This window comes from Rhodococcus sp. 114MFTsu3.1, from assembly GCF_000383555.1.
GTDB lineage: Bacteria > Actinomycetota > Actinomycetes > Mycobacteriales > Mycobacteriaceae > Rhodococcoides > Rhodococcoides fascians_E.
Map to the genome: position 1 here is coordinate 94,686 of NZ_KB911551.1, position 20,568 is coordinate 115,253.

Below are 20,568 nucleotides of genomic sequence, written 5' to 3' on the forward strand. Positions count from 1 at the left end.
CGCGCACCTCGCGTGTGGTTCGGCTGAAAGGGTCGGGGGTCAGCGTGGCCGAGCCGCGCCGGTAACCTGACTCGTCGGCCCGAAACCGAAAGTCCGTCCTGCAGCGCTCGGCGCAGCACCACGGCCTGCGGGTGGGCCTGAAGTAGTACGTCGAGCAGAAAGGAGCGCAGTGTCCGTGCCAGCAGAGTCGACCGATGCTCCGTCGTCGCTCAGACCGTCGAACCCACCGCGTACCGCGGTCGAGGACATCGCAGCCGCGGCGGAAGCCAGGCTGGTTCACGCGGCCACAGCGGACGGCTCCGAGCTGCCGTCGCCGTTCGTCACGGGAGTCGATCTTCGAGCGCAGGGAGTCGTCGCAGGCGATCTCTTCGCGGCACTGCCCGGATCGGCCGCGCACGGCGCCTCCTTCGTCGCGACAGCGATCGACAGGGGAGCAGCCGCGATCCTCACCGACTCCGAAGGTCTGGCGCTCGTCTCGGCGCAGTATCCGCAGCTACCGGTGCCCGTCCTCGTGCGTGACCGGCCGAGGGAGGTGCTGGGACACGTGTCGGCGCTCGTCTACGGCAATCCGTCGGAGAAGATGACCGTCATCGGCATCACCGGGACGTCCGGTAAGACGACCACGTCGTATCTGTTGGAAGCGGCACTGTCGGCCGCAGGCCGGCGAACCGGCCTGATCGGCACCATCGAGACCAAGATCGCCGGCACCCGAGTGCCGAGTGCCCTCACCACACCGGAGGCGCCGCATCTGCACGCGCTGTTCGCGGCGATGGTCGAGCAAGGTCTCGACACCGTCGTAATGGAAGTGTCCAGCCACGCACTGTCTCTCGGGCGGGTCGACGGCACGGTCTTCTCGGTCGGGGCGTTCACCAACCTTTCGCAGGATCACCTCGACTTCCACGACACGCTGGAGGAGTACTTCCTCGCCAAGAGCAGACTGTTCGCCGCTGAGTCGCGCGTCCACACGCGGTCGGCTGCCGTGTGCGTCGACGACGCTTGGGGCCAGCGCATGGCCGACATCGCGCGATCGGCGGGCTCGACCCTGCTCACCGTGTCCGTCCTCGGCGACGCCGACTGGAGTGTCGACGGGTGGTCGAAGGAACCGACGGGAACTCAACGATTCACCCTCGTCGACACTGCCGGCGACCGACACGCTGCATCGATCCGACTGCCGGGCAGATACAACGTCGCCAACGCCGCACTGGCGGCCGCGGTCTGTGCGGCTGCCGGCGTCGACGTGCGTCGGGCTGTCGCCGGAATGGCCGACGTCGACGTCCCGGGCAGAGTGCAGCGCATCTCCCGCGGCCAGAAGTTCCTCGCCGTCGTCGACTACGCACACAAGCCTGCTGCCGTCGAAGCCGTGATCGAGACACTGCGCGAACAGACTCAGGGCAGAATCGCGGTTGTCCTCGGTGCAGGCGGCGACCGTGACACCGCCAAACGTCCGTTGATGGGTGCCGCGGGTGCCCGAGGCGCCGATCTTCTCGTCATCACCGACGACAATCCGCGATCCGAAGATCCTGCACTCATTCGTGATGCGGTGATGGCGGGTGCCCTCTCGGTCGACGAGTCGGCCCGGGGTGAGGTCAGGAACATTGCCGGCCGCGGCGCTGCGATCGCCGACGCGGTGAACTGGGCGCGTGAAGGCGACGTCGTGCTGATCGCGGGTAAGGGCCACGAAACAGGTCAGGAGATCGATGGGGTGAAGTATCCGTTCGACGACCGCGTCGTGCTCGCCGATGCCCTCGATCGCGCGACCGATGAACACGCAGGAGCCAGTTCGTGAAAGACCTGACCATCGCACAGATCGCCGACATCGTCGGGGGTGACATGCACGACGTGGAAGACCCGTCCGTGCTGGTCACCGGTTCGGTCGAGTTCGATTCACGCAAGATCGGCCCAGGCGGGCTGTTCCTGGCGCTCCCCGGTGCGCGTGTCGACGGCCACGACCACGCGGCTGCAGCAGTCGCGGCAGGCGCTGCCGTGGTGCTGGCGGCGCGGCCGGTCGGCGTCCCGGCCGTCGTCGTCGCACCGAAGCCGCACGATGGCAAGGCGATGGCACTGGAACACGACTCCGACGGGTCCGGTGCCGCGGTTCTGGCGGCGCTCAGCGCGCTCGCCCGCGCCTCGGCGGTGGAACTGACCGCTGATTCCGGGCTGACGATCGTCGGAGTGACGGGTTCGTCCGGAAAGACCTCGACGAAGGACTTGCTGGCCGCGGTGCTGCGACCACTCGGATCCGTCGTCGCGCCGCCGGGCTCGTTCAACAACGAACTGGGCCATCCCTGGACAGTCCTGCGCGCCGACGAGTCCTCGGACTTCCTCGTGCTCGAACTGTCCGCGCGGGGTGTCGGACATATTGCCGCCCTTGCCCACGCTGCCCCTCCTCGCATCGGCGTCGTACTCAACGTAGGCACAGCCCACCTCGGTGAATTCGGTTCCCGAGACATCATCGCCGTCGCCAAAGGTGAACTGGTCGAAGCGCTTCCGAGTGCCGCGGACGGCGGCGTGGCCATCCTCAACGCCGACGACCGACTCGTGTCGGCCATGCGCACGCGCACGTCGGCTCGGGTGGTGACCGTCGGGATGTCTCCGGACGCGGACATCAGGGCCGAGAACGTCACACTCGACGCCGAAGCGCGAGCCCGTTTCACCATGGTCACCCCGGCTGGAACCGTCGACGTGGTATTGGCCGTCCACGGTGAGCACCAGGTCGGCAACGCCCTCGCAGCCGCCGCCGTCGCTCTCGAATGCGGCGGCACCCTCACCGGGATCGCCGATGCACTCACCGGTTCCACCGCGGCTTCCGTCCGGCGCATGGACGTTCGGACGAGACCGGACGGCGTCACCGTCGTCAACGACTCCTACAACGCCAACCCCGACTCCATGCGCGCAGCGCTCAAGGCTCTCGTCACGATGTCGAGGTCGGGAACCGGGCCACCGCGTCGAACATGGGCGGTTCTGGGGGAGATGGGCGAGCTGGGGCCGGATTCCGTCGTCGAACACGACGCGATCGGACGCCTTGCGGTACGGCTCGACGTGTCCAGGTTGATCATCGTCGAGTCGGGCCGCCCGACCAGAGCCATGCACCAGGGCGCAGTCATGGAAGGCTCCTGGGGCGACGAATCGATGTTGGTTCCCGATCGGGAATCTGCCGTCGCGGTGTTGAGGGAAGAACTTCGACCGGATGACATCGTGCTGGTGAAGGCATCGCAGTCCGTCGCACTGTGGACCGTCGCCGACACACTGCTGCAGGACGGCGAGGACGCCGGGGAGAACACGACAACCAACGGGGAGGCACCGCAGTGAGACAGATCCTCTTCGCCGGAGGCATCGCGCTCGCTGTGGCGATTCTGCTGACACCGGTGCTGATCAAGGCGTTCTCCAAACAAGGCTTCGGCCAGGAGATCCGCGTCGAAGGCCCGGCAAGTCATCAATCCAAACGTGGCACGCCGACGATGGGCGGAGTCGCGATCCTCGCCGGTCTCTGGGCTGGTTACTGGGGCTCGCACCTGATCGGAATCGGCTACGACGCCGACGGGCCGTCGGCGTCCGCGTTGCTGGTTCTCGGGTTGACCACGGTCCTGGGTCTCGTCGGTTTCCTCGACGACTTCATCAAGATTCGCAAGCAGCGCAATCTGGGTCTGAACAAGACAGCGAAACTGGTCGGCCAGCTGTTCGCCGCAGTTCTGTTCGGCATCCTCGCACTGCAGTTCAAGGGTGAGAACGGGCTCACTCCAGCTAGCATGCAGCTCTCCTACGTGCGCGATATCGCGACGGTCAGCCTGGGCCCACTCGTGTTCATCGTGTGGTGCTACTTCCTCGTCACGGCATGGTCCAATGCCGTGAACCTCACGGACGGACTCGACGGTCTTGCGGCCGGTTCGATGACGCTCGTCCTCGGCGCCTACACCGTCATCACCTTCTGGCAGTACCGCCAGTCCTGCTCCACCAATCCGGGCCCCGGATGCTACGACGTGCGTGACCCTCTGGACCTGGCGCTCATCTGCGCGGCCGCTGCCGGTGCCTGCATCGGTTTCCTGTGGTGGAACGCAGCTCCAGCAAAGATCTTCATGGGCGACACCGGGTCGTTGGCCCTCGGTGGACTCATCGCCGGCTTGTCCATCGTGACGCGTACCGAACTGATCATGGTCGTCATCGCGGCACTGTTCGTCGCCGAGGCGGCCTCCGTCGTGATCCAGGTCGCGGTGTTCCGATCGAGTCGACGGCGTGTGTTCCGTATGGCGCCGTTCCATCACCACTTCGAGCTCGCAGGCTGGGCAGAAACCACGGTGATCATCAGGTTCTGGCTACTGGCGGCCATCGCGTCGGCCGTCGGCCTTGCCTTGTTCTACAGCGAGTACCTCGCCGCTGTCGGTGGATAGAGCTCGAATCCGGTGAAGGGGAGTGCGATGTCCGACGACGTGGCGTGGCTGAGGGACAAGACCGTGCTGGTCGCCGGGGGACGGGTATCCGGGTTGGCGACCGTCGGGCCGCTCCGCGCCCTCGGTGCGCGAGTACTCGTCACCGATACCGACCCGGCCGCGGTGGACAAGGCGCATGCAGCCGGTGCCGACGGCATCCTGCAGGACGACCTTCTCGCGGACGGTTCCGCATTCGATTCGATCGCGCTCGTCGTCACCAGTCCGGGCTTTCGCCCGGACGCGCCGGTGCTCGCGCGTGCCGCCGCACTCGGTATTCCGATCTGGGGAGACATCGAGCTGTCCTGGCACGTCGACCGCGCGGGTGTGTACGGCCCGCCGACGACATGGCTGGTGGTCACGGGAACGAACGGGAAGACCACGACCACCTCGATGTTGGCGTCCATCCTCGAATCGGCCGGTATGGCGAGTGCGGCGTGCGGAAACATCGGTCTGCCGGTGTTCGACGCTCTGCAGTCGGACCCGCATCCGGAGGTCCTCGCCGTCGAGTTGTCGTCGTTCCAATTGTTCTGGGCTCCGTCCGTCCGGCCCGCGGCGGGTGTCGTCCTCAACATCGCCGAGGATCATCTGGACTGGCACGGTGGTATGGACGGCTACGTCGACGCCAAAGCACGAGCGCTCGTCGGCGATGTCGGGGTGGTGGGTCTCGACGATGCGCGGGCAGCGGCCTTGGCAGGCTCGGCTCGCGCCGATCGAGTGGTCGGATTCCGCCTCGGAGACCCCGCGCCCGGGGAACTCGGCGTGATCGACGGGCAGTTGGTGGACAACGCTTTCGGCGAGCGTCTGCACTTGATGTCGGTGGACGATGTCAGCCCGTCCGGTCCGGCCGGGACGATGGACGCGTTGGCGGCGTCGGCGCTCGCCCGCGCGATCGGCGCCCCGGCAGAGGCCGTGGCGGAGGGGATTCGTACCTACGACGTGGGGCCACACCGTGCGTCGGTCGTCCGCACCGTGGGGGGTGTGACGTTCGTCGACGATTCCAAGGCGACCAACCCGCACGCAGCAAGGTCGTCGTTGCTCGCGCACGAGCACGTCGTCTGGATCGCCGGTGGTCTCCTCAAGGGAGCATCGGTCGACGAGCTCGTGGCCGAAGTGGCGCCCCGACTCGTCGCTGCGGTGCTGATCGGGCGTGATGGGACGCAGATCGCAGAGGCTTTGGCGCGACACGCACCGGATGTTCCCGTTGTCGAGTTCCCGCTGAGAGACGATGCTGGTGTGACTCATGTTGCGGAAGATGCTGAAGTCGTGATGCGCGCCGCGGTCGACGAGGCCGCCCGGCGAGCCGGACCGGGAGACACGGTGCTTCTCGCCCCCGCCGCCGCGTCGCTCGACATGTTCGTCGACTACGGCCACCGTGGCCGCAGCTTCGCGGACGCCGTGCACGCGCTCGGCACTACACGGTCGGGCGGGCAATCCTGATGGCCCGTCCTGAGAATGCCCCGGCGAACTCGCCGCGCACCAGGATCGGATTGTGGCTCGGCCGTCCTCTGGCGTCGTTCCACCTGATCGTCACCGTTGCCGCTCTGCTCACGATTCTCGGCCTGGTGATGGTGCTGTCGTCGTCGGCAGCCGAGGCGTACGCCACCGACGGATCGGCGTACACCCTGTTCACACAGCAGCTGATCGGTGTCGGTCTCGGCGTCGTGGCGTTCTACGTCGCGCTGCGTACGTCCGTGCGCGTGCTGCGGAAGGTCTCGTTTCCGCTGTTCTGCCTATCCGTCGTCATGCTCATGATGGTGCTCATTCCCGGTATCGGATCGGAGGGCGCCGACGGCGCGCGCCGGTGGTTCAATGTCGCCGGCGTCTCGTTCCAGCCTTCCGAGCTGGCGAAAGTCACCCTCGTACTGTGGGGAGCCCACCTGCTGGCATCTCGCCGTAGCGAGCACGCCAGCCTGAAATCGCTTCTCATTCCGCTCGTGCCCGCAGCGCTGCTGATGGCGGGTCTCGTTGTTCTGCAGCCGAACCTCAGTACCGCCATCGCGATCGGCATCATTCTCGTGTCGCTGCTGTGGTTCGCCGGTCTCGACGCCAGGCTCTTCGCGATCATCGTCGGCGGCGGTATCGCCGCGGCGACGGTGCTCGCCTTCACCGCGGGATACCGATCGAACCGAATCAAGGCTTGGCTGAACCCCGGTGACGATCCGCAAGGGCTGGGTTACCAGTCGAATCAGGCCAAGTTCTCGCTCGCCGACGGTGGGCCGTTCGGTGTCGGTCTCGGTCAGAGCCGCGCAAAGTGGAGCTACCTGCCCAACGCGCACAACGACTTCATCTTCGCGATCATCGGCGAGGAACTGGGTTTCATCGGTTGCCTCGCGGTACTGGGCCTGTTCGCGTTGTTCGTTTACACCGGTCTGCGCATCGCGATGCGTTCGGTGGATCCGTTCCTGCGTCTGCTCGCGGCGGGTTCGACGACCTGGATCTTCGCGCAGGCGATGATCAACATCGGGTACGTGGTCGGGCTGCTTCCGGTCACCGGGCTTCAGCTTCCGCTCGTGTCCTACGGCGGCTCGTCGACGGCGATCACGCTGATGATGTTCGGCATCATCGCCAACGCCGCCCGGCACGAACCGGAAGCCATCGCGGCGCTGCACTCCGGGCAGGACTCGCGGTTGGACCGTGTGCTGCGACTCCCGATGCCCGCATCGTTCTCTCCGTTGCGTGCCGCCGCGGCCAGATCCAAGTCGACCCGGCCTGCGCTCGATCGCGAGGATCGCCGTCGGATCGAGAGCGGTTCGTCGCAGCGTCGTGCACCGGACGCCGGTGGCAGGGCGGGTCGAGTTCGAGGGGGCGAGCCCCCTCGTCATTCCGAACCACGCAGAACCGGCGCGGCACTTCCCCGTGGCGGTGCAGTTGGAGGCCGCAGCGCAGCACCGCGCGCAGGCGCTCAACCCCGCGGTGCGTACGGACACTCGGATACGCGAGGATATCGACGGTGAATGCATCTCCCACACACTTGTCCGTCGTCGTCGCGGGCGGTGGGACCGCGGGACACATCGAGCCGGCGTTGGCTGTCGCGGACGCACTGCGCGCGCTCGACGACTCGGTACGGATCACCGCTCTGGGAACCGAGCGTGGACTCGAGACCACGCTCGTACCGGCGCGGGGCTACCAGCTCGAGTTGATTCCTCCGGTGCCGCTTCCGCGTAAGCCCACCCTGGATCTGGTCCGGCTGCCGGGGCGTGTGATTCGGTCGGTACGGGCCACCCGGGCGGTCTTCGCGGCCGTCGACGCCGACGTACTGATCGGGTTCGGTGGCTACGTGGCCCTGCCCGCCTACCTTGCTGCACGGCGAACCTTCGGACGCAGCCGGTCGATTCCGGTCATCGTCCACGAGGCCAATGCCAGTGCCGGGATCGCGAACAAGGTCGGTGCGAAGGTCGCGACGTGTGTCCTCGCCGCGGTGGCCGGATCCGGCGTGTCCGCTCGTGGCCGCTCGGACGCGGACATCGTCGGAATTCCAGTTCGACCGACCATCACCGGGCTGGACCGAGCGGCGATGCGCGCCGAGGCTCGCGAGTACTTCGGGTTGCCGGGGAGCGGCCCCGTACTGCTGGTGTTCGGCGGATCGCAGGGTGCCAGGTCGCTCAACGACGCCGTGTCGGGCGCCGCGGACCGATTGGCCGAAGCCGGAGTGTCGGTACTGCATGCCGTTGGACCCAAGAATTCGATCGAGGTACCGACGGCCGATGCGCCAGCACCGTATGTCGCCGTTCCGTACATCGACCGCATGGACCTGGCGTACGCCGCTGCGGATCTGGCCATCTGTCGATCGGGCGCCATGACGGTTGCCGAAGTGTCGGCGACGGGTCTGCCCGCGGTGTACGTTCCGTTGCCGCACGGGAACGGTGAACAGGAACTCAACGCACGCCCCGTCGTCGACGCCGGGGGAGGCATACTCGTGGCCGACGGATCGGTGACTCCGGAATACATCGCCGCTGAGGTGATCGACCTGATCACAGACTCTGCACGAGTGGAAGCGATGTCGAAGAGCGCCGCGAGTGCAGGCCACCGCGACGCCGCGGCGACCGTGGCGCAAATCGTGCTCGACGTCGCCTCCCAGCGTCGACGAGGCGTGTGACGGTCGTGGCACGACAAGGTGGTACCGAAAGGACGGACATGCCCGAGCTACCCGCTGAACTGCCGGAGGATCTCCGACGGGTTCACATGGTCGGAATCGGGGGTGCCGGCATGTCCGGCATCGCCAGGATTCTGCTCGCTCGTGGCGGCGAAGTCTCCGGCTCCGATGCGAAGGAAAGCCGAGGGGTTCTGGCACTGCGCGCTCGTGGTGCACAGGTTCGTGTCGGTCATGATGCCTCGGCTCTCGACTTGATCTCCGGTGGTCCGACGGTGGTGGTCACCACGCACGCCGCGATACCCAAGACCAACCCCGAACTGGTCGAAGCCGGGCGCCGAGGAATTCCCGTCGTGCTCCGGCCGACGGTGTTGGCATCGCTGATGGAGGGTTATCGGGCACTGCTGGTGTCCGGCACGCACGGCAAGACCTCGACCACGTCGATGTTGATCGTCGCGCTGCAGCACTGTGGCTTCGATCCGTCGTTCGCGGTGGGTGGAGAACTGAACGAGGCCGGCACCAACGCGCACCACGGCAGTGGTGACGTGTTCGTCGCCGAGGCAGACGAGAGCGACGGTTCGCTCCTGCAGTACAGCCCGAACGTCGTCATCGTCACCAACATCGAGGCCGATCACCTCGACTACTTCGGTACTCCCGAGGCGTACACGCAGGTCTTCGACGATTTCGCGGCGTTGCTCGGACCGGGTGGAGTGCTCGTTGCCTGCATGGACGATCCAGGATCGGCCGCTCTGGCTCGGCGCGTCCACGAACGAGCGCTCCCGGGCGTACGCGTGCTGGGATACGGATCCGAGGACACCGACGCGGGCGACGTGGACATGGCGGTTCGGTTGCTGAAGTGGGAACCCGAGGACGTCGGAGGCGTCGCCCAACTGTTGATCGCGGGGGAGGAGAGCCCGCGGACGTTGAGACTCGGCGTTCCCGGACGACACACGGCACTGAACGCACTGGCCGCGTTCACAGCCGGAACCCAGGCAGGCGCCGCAGCGACGGATCTGCTGGAAGGTCTTGCGGGCTTCGGCGGTGTGCACCGACGTTTTCAGATTCGCGGGCGCGAACACGGCATCCGCGTGTTCGACGACTATGCGCACCATCCCACCGAGGTGCGTGCCGTGCTGGGCGCAGCTCAGCAACTCGTCACGAGCGCCGCAGGGGCGGGCGAACGCGGCCGGGTCGTCGTCGTGTTCCAACCGCACCTGTACTCCCGTACGGAGACGTTCGCAGCGGAGTTCGGTGAGGCTCTGTCCATCGCCGACGAGGTGGTCGTCCTCGACGTCTACGGTGCCCGTGAGGAACCGCTTCCCGGCGTGACGGGAGCTCTCGTCGCGTCTGCAGTGACCAAGCCCGTCATCTATCAACCGGACCTGTCGCTGGTGGCGAAGCAGGTGGCGTCTCTTGCCGAGCCCGGCGACGTCGTCATCACCATGGGTGCCGGGGACGTCACCATGCTGGCCGGGCCGATCCTCGACGCGCTGCGTTCGAGGACGAGTTTCCGGATCGGGCACGGCCGGGCGTCGCAGTGACGTCTCGTCCGAAGCGTCCGACCGAGGACACGTCCTCCGGCGAGGACGCCGCTCGGACCGACACCGGAACGCCGAGCGGCCCGGGCAAGGTCGACACAGGCAAGGTCGGCACGGGCAAGGTCGACACGGGCAGTGCATCGAAGGGCGGAGCTCGGGACCGGGGCGCGTACGCACGCCGGGACAACCGCGACACCACCCGTCCGAGCGCCGAATCCCAGGAACGAGCGGATCGTCGTCGGGCTCGCGAGGACGAACGCGCGAAGGTGTCGCGATCGCGTCGACGCGCTGGAACTATCGCGGCCGCCGTGGTCGCCGTCGTACTCGCGGGGTTTGCCGTCGTGTACTTCTCACCTGTGCTGACGGTGCGGACCATCGACGTACGCGGTGCGGTGTCGGTCTCCGAGGACGAGGTGATCGCCGATCTGGCGGTGCCGATGGGGGAGAAGCTCGTTCGAGTCGACACCGGCGCGGCCGCTCGGCGCGTCGCGTCGATTCCGTCGTTGGCTTCGGTTCGGGTGCAACGGATGTACCCGTCGACCATCCGGGTCACCGTCACCGAGCGGATACCGGTCGTGTTCGTCGACCGACCGGACGGAACCCACCTGCTCGACGCCGATGCCGTGGATTTCGCCGTCGCCCCGCCGCCTCCCGGAGTGATTCGTCTGGTCACCGACAACCCGGTGACAGGCGATCCGCCGACGGAAAGTGCTCTCGCAGTGCTCGATTCGTTGCCCGAACCGCTGCGGGTGCAGGTCGGGGAGATTCGGGCGGGTTCGGCGTCGGACGTGTCCGTGATTCTGTTCGACGGTAGGACGGTGGTGTGGGGAGACCGCGACAGATCCGAGCGGAAATCCGCTGTGGCTCTTGCGCTATTGTCTCAACCGGGGCAAATCCTGGATGTGTCGAGTCCGGACCTGCCCACCACCAAGTGACTTTCACGAAACCCAAATTCTTTTCTCGACTTCTCGGCGCGCCTAATGGCGTATCTCCGTTGCGGTGAATAGCGTTCCGAGCGTCGAGTACTTGACATAACCTTAAGCCTATGGTTTAGGTTGAGGGTTTTGTCGAAGCGCATCAGCCGAGTACAAAGACGGACCAGTACACAACCACGGAAGGCGAGAGCCAATGACGCCCCCGCACAACTACCTCGCCGTAATCAAGGTCGTCGGCATCGGCGGCGGCGGCGTTAACGCGGTCAACCGCATGATCGAACAGGGACTCAAGGGAGTCGAGTTCATCGCGGTCAACACCGATGCTCAAGCGCTGCTGATGAGCGACGCCGACGTCAAGCTCGATGTCGGCCGTGAGCTCACCCGTGGTCTCGGCGCAGGCGCCGATCCCGAAGTCGGCCGCAAGGCAGCCGACGATCACAAGGACGAGATCGAAGAGGTGCTCAAGGGCGCCGACATGGTCTTCGTCACCGCAGGCGAGGGAGGTGGCACCGGTACCGGTGGCGCACCCGTCGTCGCCAACATCGCTCGCAAGCTCGGCGCTCTCACCGTCGGCGTCGTCACGCGCCCGTTCTCCTTCGAGGGCAAGCGGCGCGGAGGGCAGGCCGATACCGGGATCCAGCAACTGCGCGAGTCCTGCGACACCCTCATCGTCATCCCCAACGACCGACTGCTCCAGCTCGGTGACGCAGCCGTCAGCCTGATGGACGCGTTCCGCAGCGCCGACGAGGTGCTCCTGAACGGCGTTCAGGGCATCACCGACCTCATCACCACGCCTGGCCTGATCAACGTCGACTTCGCCGACGTCAAGGGCGTCATGTCGGGGGCAGGTAGCGCGCTGATGGGAATCGGTTCGTCGCGCGGCGAGGGTCGCGCCATCAAGGCAGCCGAGTCCGCCATCAACTCGCCGTTGCTCGAAGCGTCGATGGAAGGTGCGCGCGGCGTGCTGCTGTCGATCGCGGGAGGCTCGGACCTCGGACTCTTCGAGATCAACGAAGCTGCGTCGCTCGTCCAGGAAGCGGCACACATCGACGCCAACATCATCTTCGGAACCGTCATCGACGATTCCCTCGGCGACGAGGTGCGCGTCACCGTCATCGCAGCCGGTTTCGATGGAGGGACGCCGACGAGACGTCCCGTCGAAGCAGCTCCGGGCGCCTCACGCAGCACCATCGGATCCGCACGATCCGGCGAGGTGTCGTCTCGGTCCGACTCCACCGAATCCGGTGCCGTGTTCCGTGACCCGGTCGGTGCAGGCAGTGCAGGTAACGGCAGCAGCCTGCCTCCGCTTCAGTCCTCGAACTCGGGATCGTCAGGGTCGAACAACTCGGGTCGGCGTGTGCCCGTCACCGAGGACGACGGCGAAGACGATGTGGACGTGCCGTCGTTCATGCGTCGTTGATCGCCGATGGCGGAGAACGACTTCAAGGTTCGTAGGGTCACCACCTCGCGGGCAGGCGGGGTGTCGGCGCCGCCGTACGACAGCTTCAACCTCGGCGACCACGTCGGCGACGAACCGTCGGCCGTGGCCGCCAACCGCGAGCGGCTCGGTAGTGAGCTCGGCATGGGCGCTGGTCGACTGGTGTGGATGGAACAGGTCCACGGACGGACCGTCACTGTCGTCGACGGTCCGACCCCCGAGCCCGTTCCGGTCACCGACGCGTTGGTCACGACCAGCCGTGATCTAGCACTCGTCGTCCTCACCGCGGACTGCGTGCCGGTCCTGCTCTCCGACGACGAGGCCGGTGTGATCGCGGCTGTACACGCCGGAAGGGTCGGAGCGCGCATCGGCATCGTTCCCCGTGTGGTCGAGGCGATGGTGGCGCTCGGAGCCGACACACGTCGAATCGGTGCCTTCCTCGGTCCGGCCGCGAGCGGGCGTCAGTACGAGGTACCCGCGCACATGCAGGCCGACGTGGAGAAGCACCTTCCCGGTAGCGCCACGACCACCGTCAGAAAGACGCCCGGCCTCGACATCCGCGACGGAATCAGACGGCAACTTCACGGACTCGGCGTGACGTCGATTGCCGTCGATCCTCGGTGCACCATCGAAGACCGAACCCTGTTCAGCCATCGGCGCGGGTCGCCGACGGGACGATCGGCAAGCGTGATCTGGATGGACACCTCGGCCGGCCGCACCGACGGTCCTGCTTGACTGTCGATATGACGACGACCAGAGAATCCGAGATCTCGGAGGCACTTCGCTCGGTGGAGGCTCGGCTCGCCGCCGCGTGCGCCGCCGCCGGCCGTTCGGTGGACGACGTGATGTTGCTTCCGGTCACCAAGTTCTTCCCGGCGTCGGACATCGAGATTCTCCACGGTCTCGGATGCCGCGACTTCGGCGAGTCACGCGAGCAGGACGCGTCGGCGAAGGTCGACGAATTGGCCGGAGCGTTCGGTACCGAACCGGCCCGGTGGCACATGATCGGGCATCTGCAACGTAACAAGGCCAAATCCGTCGCGAGATGGGCCACGTCGATCCACTCGGTCGACAGTGATCGCTTGGTGTCCGCTCTCGGCAAGGCGGTGGACGCAGCACAGTCCGACGGGGTCAGGTCCACTCCGCTCGAGGTCCTGATTCAGGTGAGTCTGGACGGAGACGTCCATCGCGGTGGAGTCGAGCGAGAGCATCTACTCGAGCTGGCCGATCAGGTGGCCGACACCGACGGGCTCACCCTGTCCGGAGTGATGGCCGTTCCGCCGTTGGACTCGGATCCGGATCACGCATTCGCCGATCTGTCGGCCGTACACCAGCAGTTGCTCGAGCAGCACCCGGATGCAGTCGAGCTGTCCGCGGGGATGACGGGCGATCTGGAGGCTGCTGTTCTACACGGATCGACGTGCGTGCGTGTCGGTACCGCAATACTCGGCCCTCGGCCGATAACCTCGCCAGTACAGTCCACGGATCACATCAGTCACACCTGACACTTGCGAACCTGGAGACCGGCAACGAAGTACCCGGCACGGAAGGCTGCATCAATGAGTACCCTGCACAAGTTCAAGGCGTACTTCGGCATGGTTCCTCTTGCGGACTACGAAGACGACTACCTCGACGAGCCGGAATCGCGGCACTCCGTCCGCGGCCGCGATCCCTACGCGGACGACGACCGGGAGTTCGCGAAGCCGTCGTTCTCCTCGCGGCGCTCGTCCCGTGCCGAGATCGAGGACCTCGACGACGACTACGACGAGTACGAGGCACCTCGCTCCGCGCCGACACTTGCCCCCATCGGCGGTCGCTCGTCGCGGTCGGCCGGGGCCGGACGAGGCGTGTCCACTCGCGGCAACCTCGCGGTGGACACCCGTATGGACGCGCAGGAGCGCAGCCTGCGCAGTGAGCCGATGACGCGCGCGGAGACCCGCCGTAGCCCGGTGGCGGACGACGGCAGCGCGTTGTCGAAGATCACCACCCTGCGTCCCCGCGATTACAGCGAAGCCAGGACGATCGGCGAGCGTTTCCGTGACGGAACTCCGGTCATCATGGATCTCGTCGAGATGAGCAATGCCGACGCCAAGCGTCTGGTCGATTTCGCCGCAGGGCTCGCCTTCGCCCTTCGCGGCTCGTTCGACAAGGTCGCAACGAAAGTATTTCTTCTCTCGCCGGCAGATATCGACGTGTCCCCCCAGGAACGGCGTCGCATCGCCGAGACGGGCTTCTACAGTCAGCAATGACAATCGACAGCACTGGTGCGTTCCTTCGGCTCGATCGATTCGAACAGGTCTCTGACCTGCTCGCTTTGATCGAGCCGACCTTTTCGGGCAGAGTATGACCTGTGGCCTTGTTCGCGGTGATCTACTTCATACTGTTCATTTTCTGGCTTCTTCTCATCGGCCGCATCATCGTCGAATTCATCAGGACGTTCGCCAGGGATTGGCGGCCGTCGGGAATCGTCGTTGTCTTGCTCGAGGCGATATTCACCGTGACCGATCCACCGGTCAAGCTGCTGAGAAGAGTGATTCCCCCCGTGAATCTCGGGGGAGTTCGACTGGACTTGTCGATCATGGTGTTGTTGTTCGGCGTTTTCATCCTGATGTCCGTCGTGCGGAGTCTGGGATCGTGAACTGATCGAACTTTGATGAAAGACATCGGGGACAGGCGCGACCTGCGCAACCGATGTGACAGAATGGACGCCAGTTACAGTTTGATTGTTCCGGCAAGTGCGGAATGGGATATAACTGAATGCTTGCTCTACCGCCTCAAGACGCGTGAAGGGATCCTTCCATGCCGCTGACTCCAGCTGATGTGCACAATGTCGCTTTCAGCAAGCCGCCTATCGGTAAGCGCGGTTACAACGAAGACGAGGTGGATGCTTTCCTCGATCTCGTCGAGCAAGAGCTGTCGCGACTGATCGAGGAGAATGCAGACCTGCGCCAGCGCGTGGGCGAGCTCGATCAGGAACTGTCGGATGCCAAGTCGGCTCGACAGTCCGGTCCGGCTCAGCCCGCTCCGGTTCAGCAGAAGGCTCCGGAGCCTCAGCGCCCCGTCGAGCCACCCAAGCCCGCCCCGGTGGTGGCGCCTGCTCCCGTGGCTGCGGCTGCGCCGGCGCAGGGTGGCGACTCCAACATGCAAGCCGCGAAGATTCTCGGACTCGCGCAGGAAATGGCCGACAGGCTCACCAGCGACGCCAAGACCGAGTCCGAGCAGCTCCTGGGGAACGCTCGCACCAATGCAGAGCGTCTCGTCACCGACGCACGGACCCGCTCCGAGGCGATGGTCACCGACGCTCGTCAGAAGTCGGAATCGCTGTTGTCCGACGCTCAGACGAGGTCCGAGACACAGCTTCGTCAGGCCAAGGAGAAGGCCGATGCTCTTCAGGCGGACGCCGAGCGCAAGCACACCGAGATCATGGCGACGATCAACGAGCAGCGTTCGGTGCTCGAGGGTCGTATCGAGCAGCTCAAGACGTTCGAGCGCGAGTACCGTGTCCGTCTCAAGTCCTACCTGGAATCCCAGCTCGAAGAGCTCGAGAACCGTTCCTCGGCTTTGCCGGTGGACAACGGGTCGGACAGCTTCAACCAGAACGAGCAGTCGTCGGGCTACAGCCAGTCGTATGCCAAGGGCAACAACTGACGCATTCTCGCCCAGCCTGTTCGGCATGGCTGCGGACGTGAAACCCGCCCGGCGTGAGCCGGCTCGTGCGGAACGAGGCGCACAGTGCTCGTCTTGACGCTGTGCGCAGCGGGTGTCGGGTTCGCGCTGCTGGTCATCGCCCTGACGACCGGATCGGTCGTCTGGGCGTACGGGTGCATCGGTGTCTGCATCGTCGGCGCGATTCTGTTGCTGGCAGGCGCGCTGACCGGCCGCAGGTCGCCACCCGAGAAGTAGTCGCCACCCGAGAATCGATTGTGTGGACGTTTCGGTTACCCTCGAGGTGTCCGAAGTCGTCATCACGAACATCGAGAACAGAACAACGACTGTCGAGAACAACGACTGTCGAGAAGAACGCGATGATCCGGTCATCCCCGGGGAGCATTCGGAAGAACGGCCGAATCGACCGTCGAGGTCGGGTCGGCTCAGTAGAACCGAACGGGTAAGCCCGTCACAGCAGTGCGAGAGGCTTCGTCGACGAGGGATCGTTTTCCGGCGTCGATGAAGCAAGCGGGGTGGTACCGCGGTAGTCGACGTCCCACACGTCGATCGTCGTCCCCGTGCCGAGGAAACTATCGCCGTCGCAGAAGCGACGGCGTCGGCACGGCAGGAGCGTCCGTCATGAGTACCGAAGATTCGAAGAGCGGCGATGTTGCGAGGACCGACGGTGACAAGTACCCGTTGGTCGACATGGTTGGTCCGAAAGCCGCGGGTGTGTCGTTTCCAGACCTCGAGCGCAGAGTGCTCGATTTCTGGGCCGAGGACGGAACGTTCCGTGCCAGCGTCGACCGTCGCGAGGGTGCGGACGAGTTCGTCTTCTACGACGGCCCGCCGTTCGCCAACGGTCTTCCCCATTACGGTCACCTGCTGACCGGGTACGTCAAAGACCTCGTTCCGCGCTTTCAGACGATGCGCGGTAAGAAGGTGGAGCGTCGGTTCGGGTGGGACTGCCACGGATTGCCCGCGGAGCTCGAAGCCGAGAAGCAGTTGGGGATCAAGGACAAATCCGAGATCGACGAGATGGGTCTCGCCAAGTTCAACGACTACTGCAGGCAGTCGGTTCTGCGGTACACGGACGAGTGGCGCGACTACGTCACCCGTCAAGCCCGCTGGGTGGATTTCGACAACGACTACAAGACGCTCGACGTCGACTTCATGGAGTCGGTCATGTGGGCGTTCAAGGAGTTGTACGACAAGGGCCTGATCTATCAGGGTTATCGAGTCCTTCCGTATTCCTGGTACGAGCAGACCCCGTTGTCCAACCAGGAAACTCGGCTCGACGACGCCTACAAGATGCGTCAGGACCCGGCGGTCACCGTCACGATGCCGGTGACGGCACCCGGTTCGCCTCTCGACGGTGCAGGTGCACTGATCTGGACGACGACGCCCTGGACTCTGCCGTCGAACCTGGCGATCGCAGTTCATCCCGATGTTCGCTATGTGCAGGTCCGCGGAACCGACGGCGAACGCTACGTGTTGGCCGCGGAACGGCTCACGCACTACGCCCGCGAACTCGGTGACGAGCCCGAGGTGTTGTCCGAGCACACCGGTGCGGAACTCGTCGGCCTCACTTACACTCCGCCGTTCGATTTCTTTCTGGGACACGCCAATTCGCATCGTGTTCTGCAGGCGGACTACGTCACCACCGACTCGGGTACCGGAATCGTGCACCTCGCACCGGCATTCGGTGAAGAGGACATGGACGTCGCGACGGCGAACGGCATCGAGGTCGTTCAGCCGCTCGACCCCGGTGGCAAGTTCACGGCACTTGTGCCGCCGTACCAGGGCCTGATGGTGTTCGACGCCAACCCCGTCATCATCAAGGATCTGAAGGCGTCCGGTCGGTTGCTGCGTCACGAGACCATCGAGCACTCCTACCCGCACAGTTGGCGCAGCGGGCAGCCGCTGATCTACATGGCGGTCCCGTCGTGGTTCGTGGCGGTGACGAAGTTCCGCGATCGCATGGTGGAGCTCAACCAAGAGATCACCTGGGTGCCCGAGCACATCAAGGACGGGCAGTTCGGCAAGTGGCTCGAAGGCGCACGCGATTGGAACATCAGTCGAAACCGATACTGGGGCAGCCCGATCCCGGTGTGGACGTCCGACGATCCCGAGTACCCACGTATCGACGTGTACGGCAGCCTCGACGAGCTCGAGCGTGACTTCGGCGTGCGTCCGAACGATCTCCACCGTCCGTACATCGACGATCTGACGCGTCCCAACCCGGACGATCCGACGGGCAAGTCCACGATGCGACGGGTTCCCGAGGTCCTGGACTGCTGGTTCGAGTCCGGGTCGATGCCGTACGCGCAGGTGCATTTCCCGTTCGAGAATGCAGAGTGGTTTTCCGGGGCGAGCGGAACGACGGGGGATGCCACAGCACACAACCCGGGCGATTTCATCGTCGAGTACAACGGCCAGACTCGTGGCTGGTTCTACACGTTGCACGTGCTCGCGACCGCGTTGTTCGATCGTCCTGCGTTCAAGACCGTTGCGGCGCACGGCATCGTGCTGGGCGACGACGGTCTCAAGATGAGCAAGTCCAAGGGCAACTACCCGGACGTCAAGGAGGTGTTCGACCGAGACGGCAGCGATGCGATGCGCTGGTTCCTGATGTCGTCGCCGATCCTGCGCGGTGGCAACCTGATCGTCACCGAGCAAGGCATCCGTGAGGGCGTCCGCCAGGCGTTGCTGCCGATCTGGAATGCGTGGAGTTTCCTGCAGTTGTACGCAGGCAAGCCGGGTACGTGGCGAACGGATTCGCCGAACGTGCTGGACAGGTACGTTCTGGCCAAGCTGGCGGCGACGCGGGACGCGATCACCGAAGCGCTCGAGGTCCACGACATCGCAGGGGCGTGCGACGAGCTGCGTACGTTCTGCGACGCGCTCACCAACTGGTATGTGCGACGGTCACGTTCGCGGTTCTGGAGCGAGGACTCCGACGCGATCGACACGTTGCACACGGTGCTCGAGGTCGTGACGCGACTTGCTGCGCCGCTGTTGCCGTTGGTCAGCGAAGTGGTGTGGCGCGGTGTGACCGGTGGACGGTCGGTCCACCTCGCGGACTGGCCGGCGACAGCAGACTTGCCTGCCGATCCGGAGTTGGTCGAGTCGATGGACGAGGTGCGTTCGGTGTGCGGCGCGGTACTCGGACTTCGGAAGGCCCAGAACCTTCGGGTGCGGTTGCCGCTCCCCGAGGTGACCGTCGCCGCCGAGGACGCGGAACGACTGCGTCCGTACGCCGACATCATCGCCGACGAGGTCAACGTCAAGAAGGTCGACCTCACCGACGATGTTGCCGTGCACGGCAAATTCGAACTGGTCGTCAACGCGCGTGCGGCAGGTCCTCGGATCGGCAAGGACGTCCAGAAGGTCATCAAGGCGGTCAAAGCAGGGGAGTGGAGCGAGGATGCATCGGGCACGGTCAGTGCCGCGGGCATCGAACTGCTCCCGACGGAGTACACCCGCAAGCTGGTTGCGGCCGAGCCGGACTCCACTGCCGCTCTGCCGGGCAACGCCGGTCTGGTCGTGCTCGATTCCAAGGTGACCGCGGAGCTGGAGGCCGAGGGGTGGGCGAAAGACCGCATCCGTGAGCTCCAGGAGGCCCGCCGAACGCTGGGCCTCGAGGTGTCCGATCGGATCGACATCGTCATCGAGGTTCCGGCCGAACGCCGCGAATGGCTCGACACGCACCGCTCGTTGATCGCCGGCGAGGTTCTGGCGTTGAGCTTGATCGACGGTGATCCGGGCGACGACGCCGTCGAACTCGGGGAAGGTACCCGCGTATCGGTCACCCGTTCGCGATGACCCGCGACGCGGTGATGGAAGGCGCCGTCCGTGAGCTGCTGTCGCACGCGCACGACGGCGTCCTTCCGATCGTCACGGTCGGTGATCCGGTGCTGCGCACAGCGGCAGCCGCGTTGACCGATCAGCTCGAGCCGCGCACGCTCGAACACCTCGTCGAGGTCATGCGGGCCACGATGCACGACGCGCCCGGTGTCGGTCTCGCTGCGCCGCAGATCGGCGTCCCGCTGCGAATCGCGGTGATCGAGGACATGTACCCGGTGTCCGAGGAGGTCGCGACGCAGCGGGAGCGCACGCCGTTGCCGTTCCGAGTGATCGTCAACCCGCGCTACGACGACGTCGGGTCGGCTCGGCGAAGCTTCTACGAGGGATGCCTGAGCATGCCCGGCTACCAGGCGGTCGTCCCTCGGGCGGCGTCGGTGCGGCTTCGGTGCACCGACCTGCACGGCGCCGTGGTCGACGAGGAGTTCGGTGGATGGCCCGCGCGGATCGTGGCGCACGAGACCGATCACCTCGACGGGACGGTGTACATCGACAGAGCGGTGACGCGGTCGCTGTCCGCGAACGACGTGTACGCGGATCTGTGGGCCGATCCGACGCCCGAGCACGCGGCTGCAGCGCTCGGCTTCGACCTCGGTACCGGCCGAGGCGACGCGTCGTGACATGGCCTTCG

17 protein-coding genes are annotated in these 20,568 nt (G+C 65.6%); all 17 read left to right on the top strand.

The annotated features are described in order from the left end of the window. Positions 1 to 169: 169 nt before the first annotated feature. Positions 170 to 1,786, top strand: coding sequence for a UDP-N-acetylmuramoyl-L-alanyl-D-glutamate--2,6-diaminopimelate ligase (locus H292_RS0115440; RefSeq protein WP_020111973.1), 1,617 nt, complete (start codon positions 170 to 172; stop codon positions 1,784 to 1,786). Further along, complete coding sequence (locus tag H292_RS0115445; protein ID WP_020111974.1) at positions 1,783 to 3,309, top strand: UDP-N-acetylmuramoyl-tripeptide--D-alanyl-D-alanine ligase; 1,527 nt, start codon at positions 1,783 to 1,785, stop codon at positions 3,307 to 3,309. The genes H292_RS0115440 and H292_RS0115445 overlap by 4 nt, the downstream gene beginning before the upstream one ends. Beyond that, positions 3,306 to 4,385 carry a phospho-N-acetylmuramoyl-pentapeptide-transferase gene (mraY, locus tag H292_RS0115450; RefSeq protein ID WP_019665926.1) on the top strand — a complete coding sequence of 360 codons (1,080 nt, stop codon included), beginning with the start codon at positions 3,306 to 3,308 and terminating at the stop codon, positions 4,383 to 4,385. The genes H292_RS0115445 and mraY overlap by 4 nt, the downstream gene beginning before the upstream one ends. A 27-nt stretch (positions 4,386 to 4,412) precedes the next feature. Continuing rightward, positions 4,413 to 5,861, top strand: coding sequence for a UDP-N-acetylmuramoyl-L-alanine--D-glutamate ligase (murD, locus tag H292_RS0115455; RefSeq protein WP_020111975.1), 1,449 nt, complete (start codon positions 4,413 to 4,415; stop codon positions 5,859 to 5,861). Further along, positions 5,861 to 7,378: a putative lipid II flippase FtsW gene (ftsW, locus tag H292_RS0115460; RefSeq protein ID WP_020111976.1), complete on the top strand. Its 1,518-nt coding sequence runs from the start codon at positions 5,861 to 5,863 to the stop codon at positions 7,376 to 7,378. Before murD ends, ftsW begins: the two co-directional genes overlap by 1 nt. Further along, positions 7,375 to 8,520, top strand: a complete 1,146-nt coding sequence (gene murG, locus H292_RS0115465; protein ID WP_027498852.1) for an undecaprenyldiphospho-muramoylpentapeptide beta-N-acetylglucosaminyltransferase — start codon at positions 7,375 to 7,377, stop codon at positions 8,518 to 8,520. Before ftsW ends, murG begins: the two co-directional genes overlap by 4 nt. Before the next feature lie 38 nt (positions 8,521 to 8,558). Then, entirely contained in the window at positions 8,559 to 10,055 is a 1,497-nt protein-coding gene (gene murC, locus H292_RS0115470; RefSeq protein WP_026347911.1) for a UDP-N-acetylmuramate--L-alanine ligase, read from the top strand. Then, a complete protein-coding gene (locus tag H292_RS0115475) occupies positions 10,052 to 10,987 on the top strand; it encodes a cell division protein FtsQ/DivIB (RefSeq protein WP_020111978.1) in 936 nt (311 codons plus the stop codon). Before murC ends, H292_RS0115475 begins: the two co-directional genes overlap by 4 nt. 193 nt (positions 10,988 to 11,180) lie before the next feature. Then, positions 11,181 to 12,407 carry a cell division protein FtsZ gene (ftsZ, locus tag H292_RS0115480; protein WP_019665920.1) on the top strand — a complete coding sequence of 409 codons (1,227 nt, stop codon included), beginning with the start codon at positions 11,181 to 11,183 and terminating at the stop codon, positions 12,405 to 12,407. Between the two features lie 6 nt (positions 12,408 to 12,413). Continuing rightward, positions 12,414 to 13,160, top strand: a complete 747-nt coding sequence (pgeF, locus tag H292_RS0115485) for a peptidoglycan editing factor PgeF (RefSeq protein ID WP_020111979.1) — start codon at positions 12,414 to 12,416, stop codon at positions 13,158 to 13,160. Positions 13,161 to 13,168: 8 nt separating this feature from the next. Continuing rightward, the gene (locus tag H292_RS0115490) at positions 13,169 to 13,930 is read left to right on the top strand and encodes a YggS family pyridoxal phosphate-dependent enzyme (RefSeq protein ID WP_020111980.1); all 762 of its coding nucleotides are present in this window, start codon (positions 13,169 to 13,171) and stop codon (positions 13,928 to 13,930) included. A gap of 54 nt (positions 13,931 to 13,984) precedes the next feature. Beyond that, complete coding sequence (locus H292_RS0115495; RefSeq protein ID WP_019665917.1) at positions 13,985 to 14,674, top strand: cell division protein SepF; 690 nt, start codon at positions 13,985 to 13,987, stop codon at positions 14,672 to 14,674. A gap of 101 nt (positions 14,675 to 14,775) precedes the next feature. After that, positions 14,776 to 15,063, top strand: coding sequence for a YggT family protein (locus H292_RS0115500; RefSeq protein ID WP_019665915.1), 288 nt, complete (start codon positions 14,776 to 14,778; stop codon positions 15,061 to 15,063). A gap of 161 nt (positions 15,064 to 15,224) precedes the next feature. Continuing rightward, positions 15,225 to 16,073, top strand: coding sequence for a DivIVA-like cell division protein Wag31 (gene wag31 / locus H292_RS0115505; protein ID WP_026347909.1), 849 nt, complete (start codon positions 15,225 to 15,227; stop codon positions 16,071 to 16,073). Between the two features lie 84 nt (positions 16,074 to 16,157). Beyond that, positions 16,158 to 16,328, top strand: a complete 171-nt coding sequence (locus H292_RS28445) for a hypothetical protein (RefSeq protein WP_019665913.1) — start codon at positions 16,158 to 16,160, stop codon at positions 16,326 to 16,328. A gap of 384 nt (positions 16,329 to 16,712) precedes the next feature. Beyond that, positions 16,713 to 19,898, top strand: a complete 3,186-nt coding sequence (gene ileS, locus H292_RS0115520; RefSeq protein ID WP_020111981.1) for an isoleucine--tRNA ligase — start codon at positions 16,713 to 16,715, stop codon at positions 19,896 to 19,898. After that, positions 19,895 to 20,557, top strand: coding sequence for a peptide deformylase (locus H292_RS0115525; RefSeq protein ID WP_019665910.1), 663 nt, complete (start codon positions 19,895 to 19,897; stop codon positions 20,555 to 20,557). Before ileS ends, H292_RS0115525 begins: the two co-directional genes overlap by 4 nt. Positions 20,558 to 20,568 lie beyond the last annotated feature (11 nt).

What these genes read in the sequence shown, in the direction of transcription:
- ftsW (WP_020111976.1), top strand. Translation starts at nt 5,861, where the DNA reads ATGGCCCGTCCTGAGAATGCCCCGGCGAACTCGCCGCGCACCAGGATC.
- pgeF (WP_020111979.1), top strand. Translation starts at nt 12,414, where the DNA reads ATGGCGGAGAACGACTTCAAGGTTCGTAGGGTCACCACCTCGCGGGCA.
- ftsZ (WP_019665920.1), top strand. Translation starts at nt 11,181, where the DNA reads ATGACGCCCCCGCACAACTACCTCGCCGTAATCAAGGTCGTCGGCATC.
- murD (WP_020111975.1), top strand. Translation starts at nt 4,413, where the DNA reads ATGTCCGACGACGTGGCGTGGCTGAGGGACAAGACCGTGCTGGTCGCC.
- ileS (WP_020111981.1), top strand. Translation starts at nt 16,713, where the DNA reads ATGAGTACCGAAGATTCGAAGAGCGGCGATGTTGCGAGGACCGACGGT.
- wag31 (WP_026347909.1), top strand. Translation starts at nt 15,225, where the DNA reads ATGCCGCTGACTCCAGCTGATGTGCACAATGTCGCTTTCAGCAAGCCG.
- murC (WP_026347911.1), top strand. Translation starts at nt 8,559, where the DNA reads ATGCCCGAGCTACCCGCTGAACTGCCGGAGGATCTCCGACGGGTTCAC.
- H292_RS0115490 (WP_020111980.1), top strand. Translation starts at nt 13,169, where the DNA reads ATGACGACGACCAGAGAATCCGAGATCTCGGAGGCACTTCGCTCGGTG.
- H292_RS0115525 (WP_019665910.1), top strand. Translation starts at nt 19,895, where the DNA reads ATGACCCGCGACGCGGTGATGGAAGGCGCCGTCCGTGAGCTGCTGTCG.
- H292_RS0115495 (WP_019665917.1), top strand. Translation starts at nt 13,985, where the DNA reads ATGAGTACCCTGCACAAGTTCAAGGCGTACTTCGGCATGGTTCCTCTT.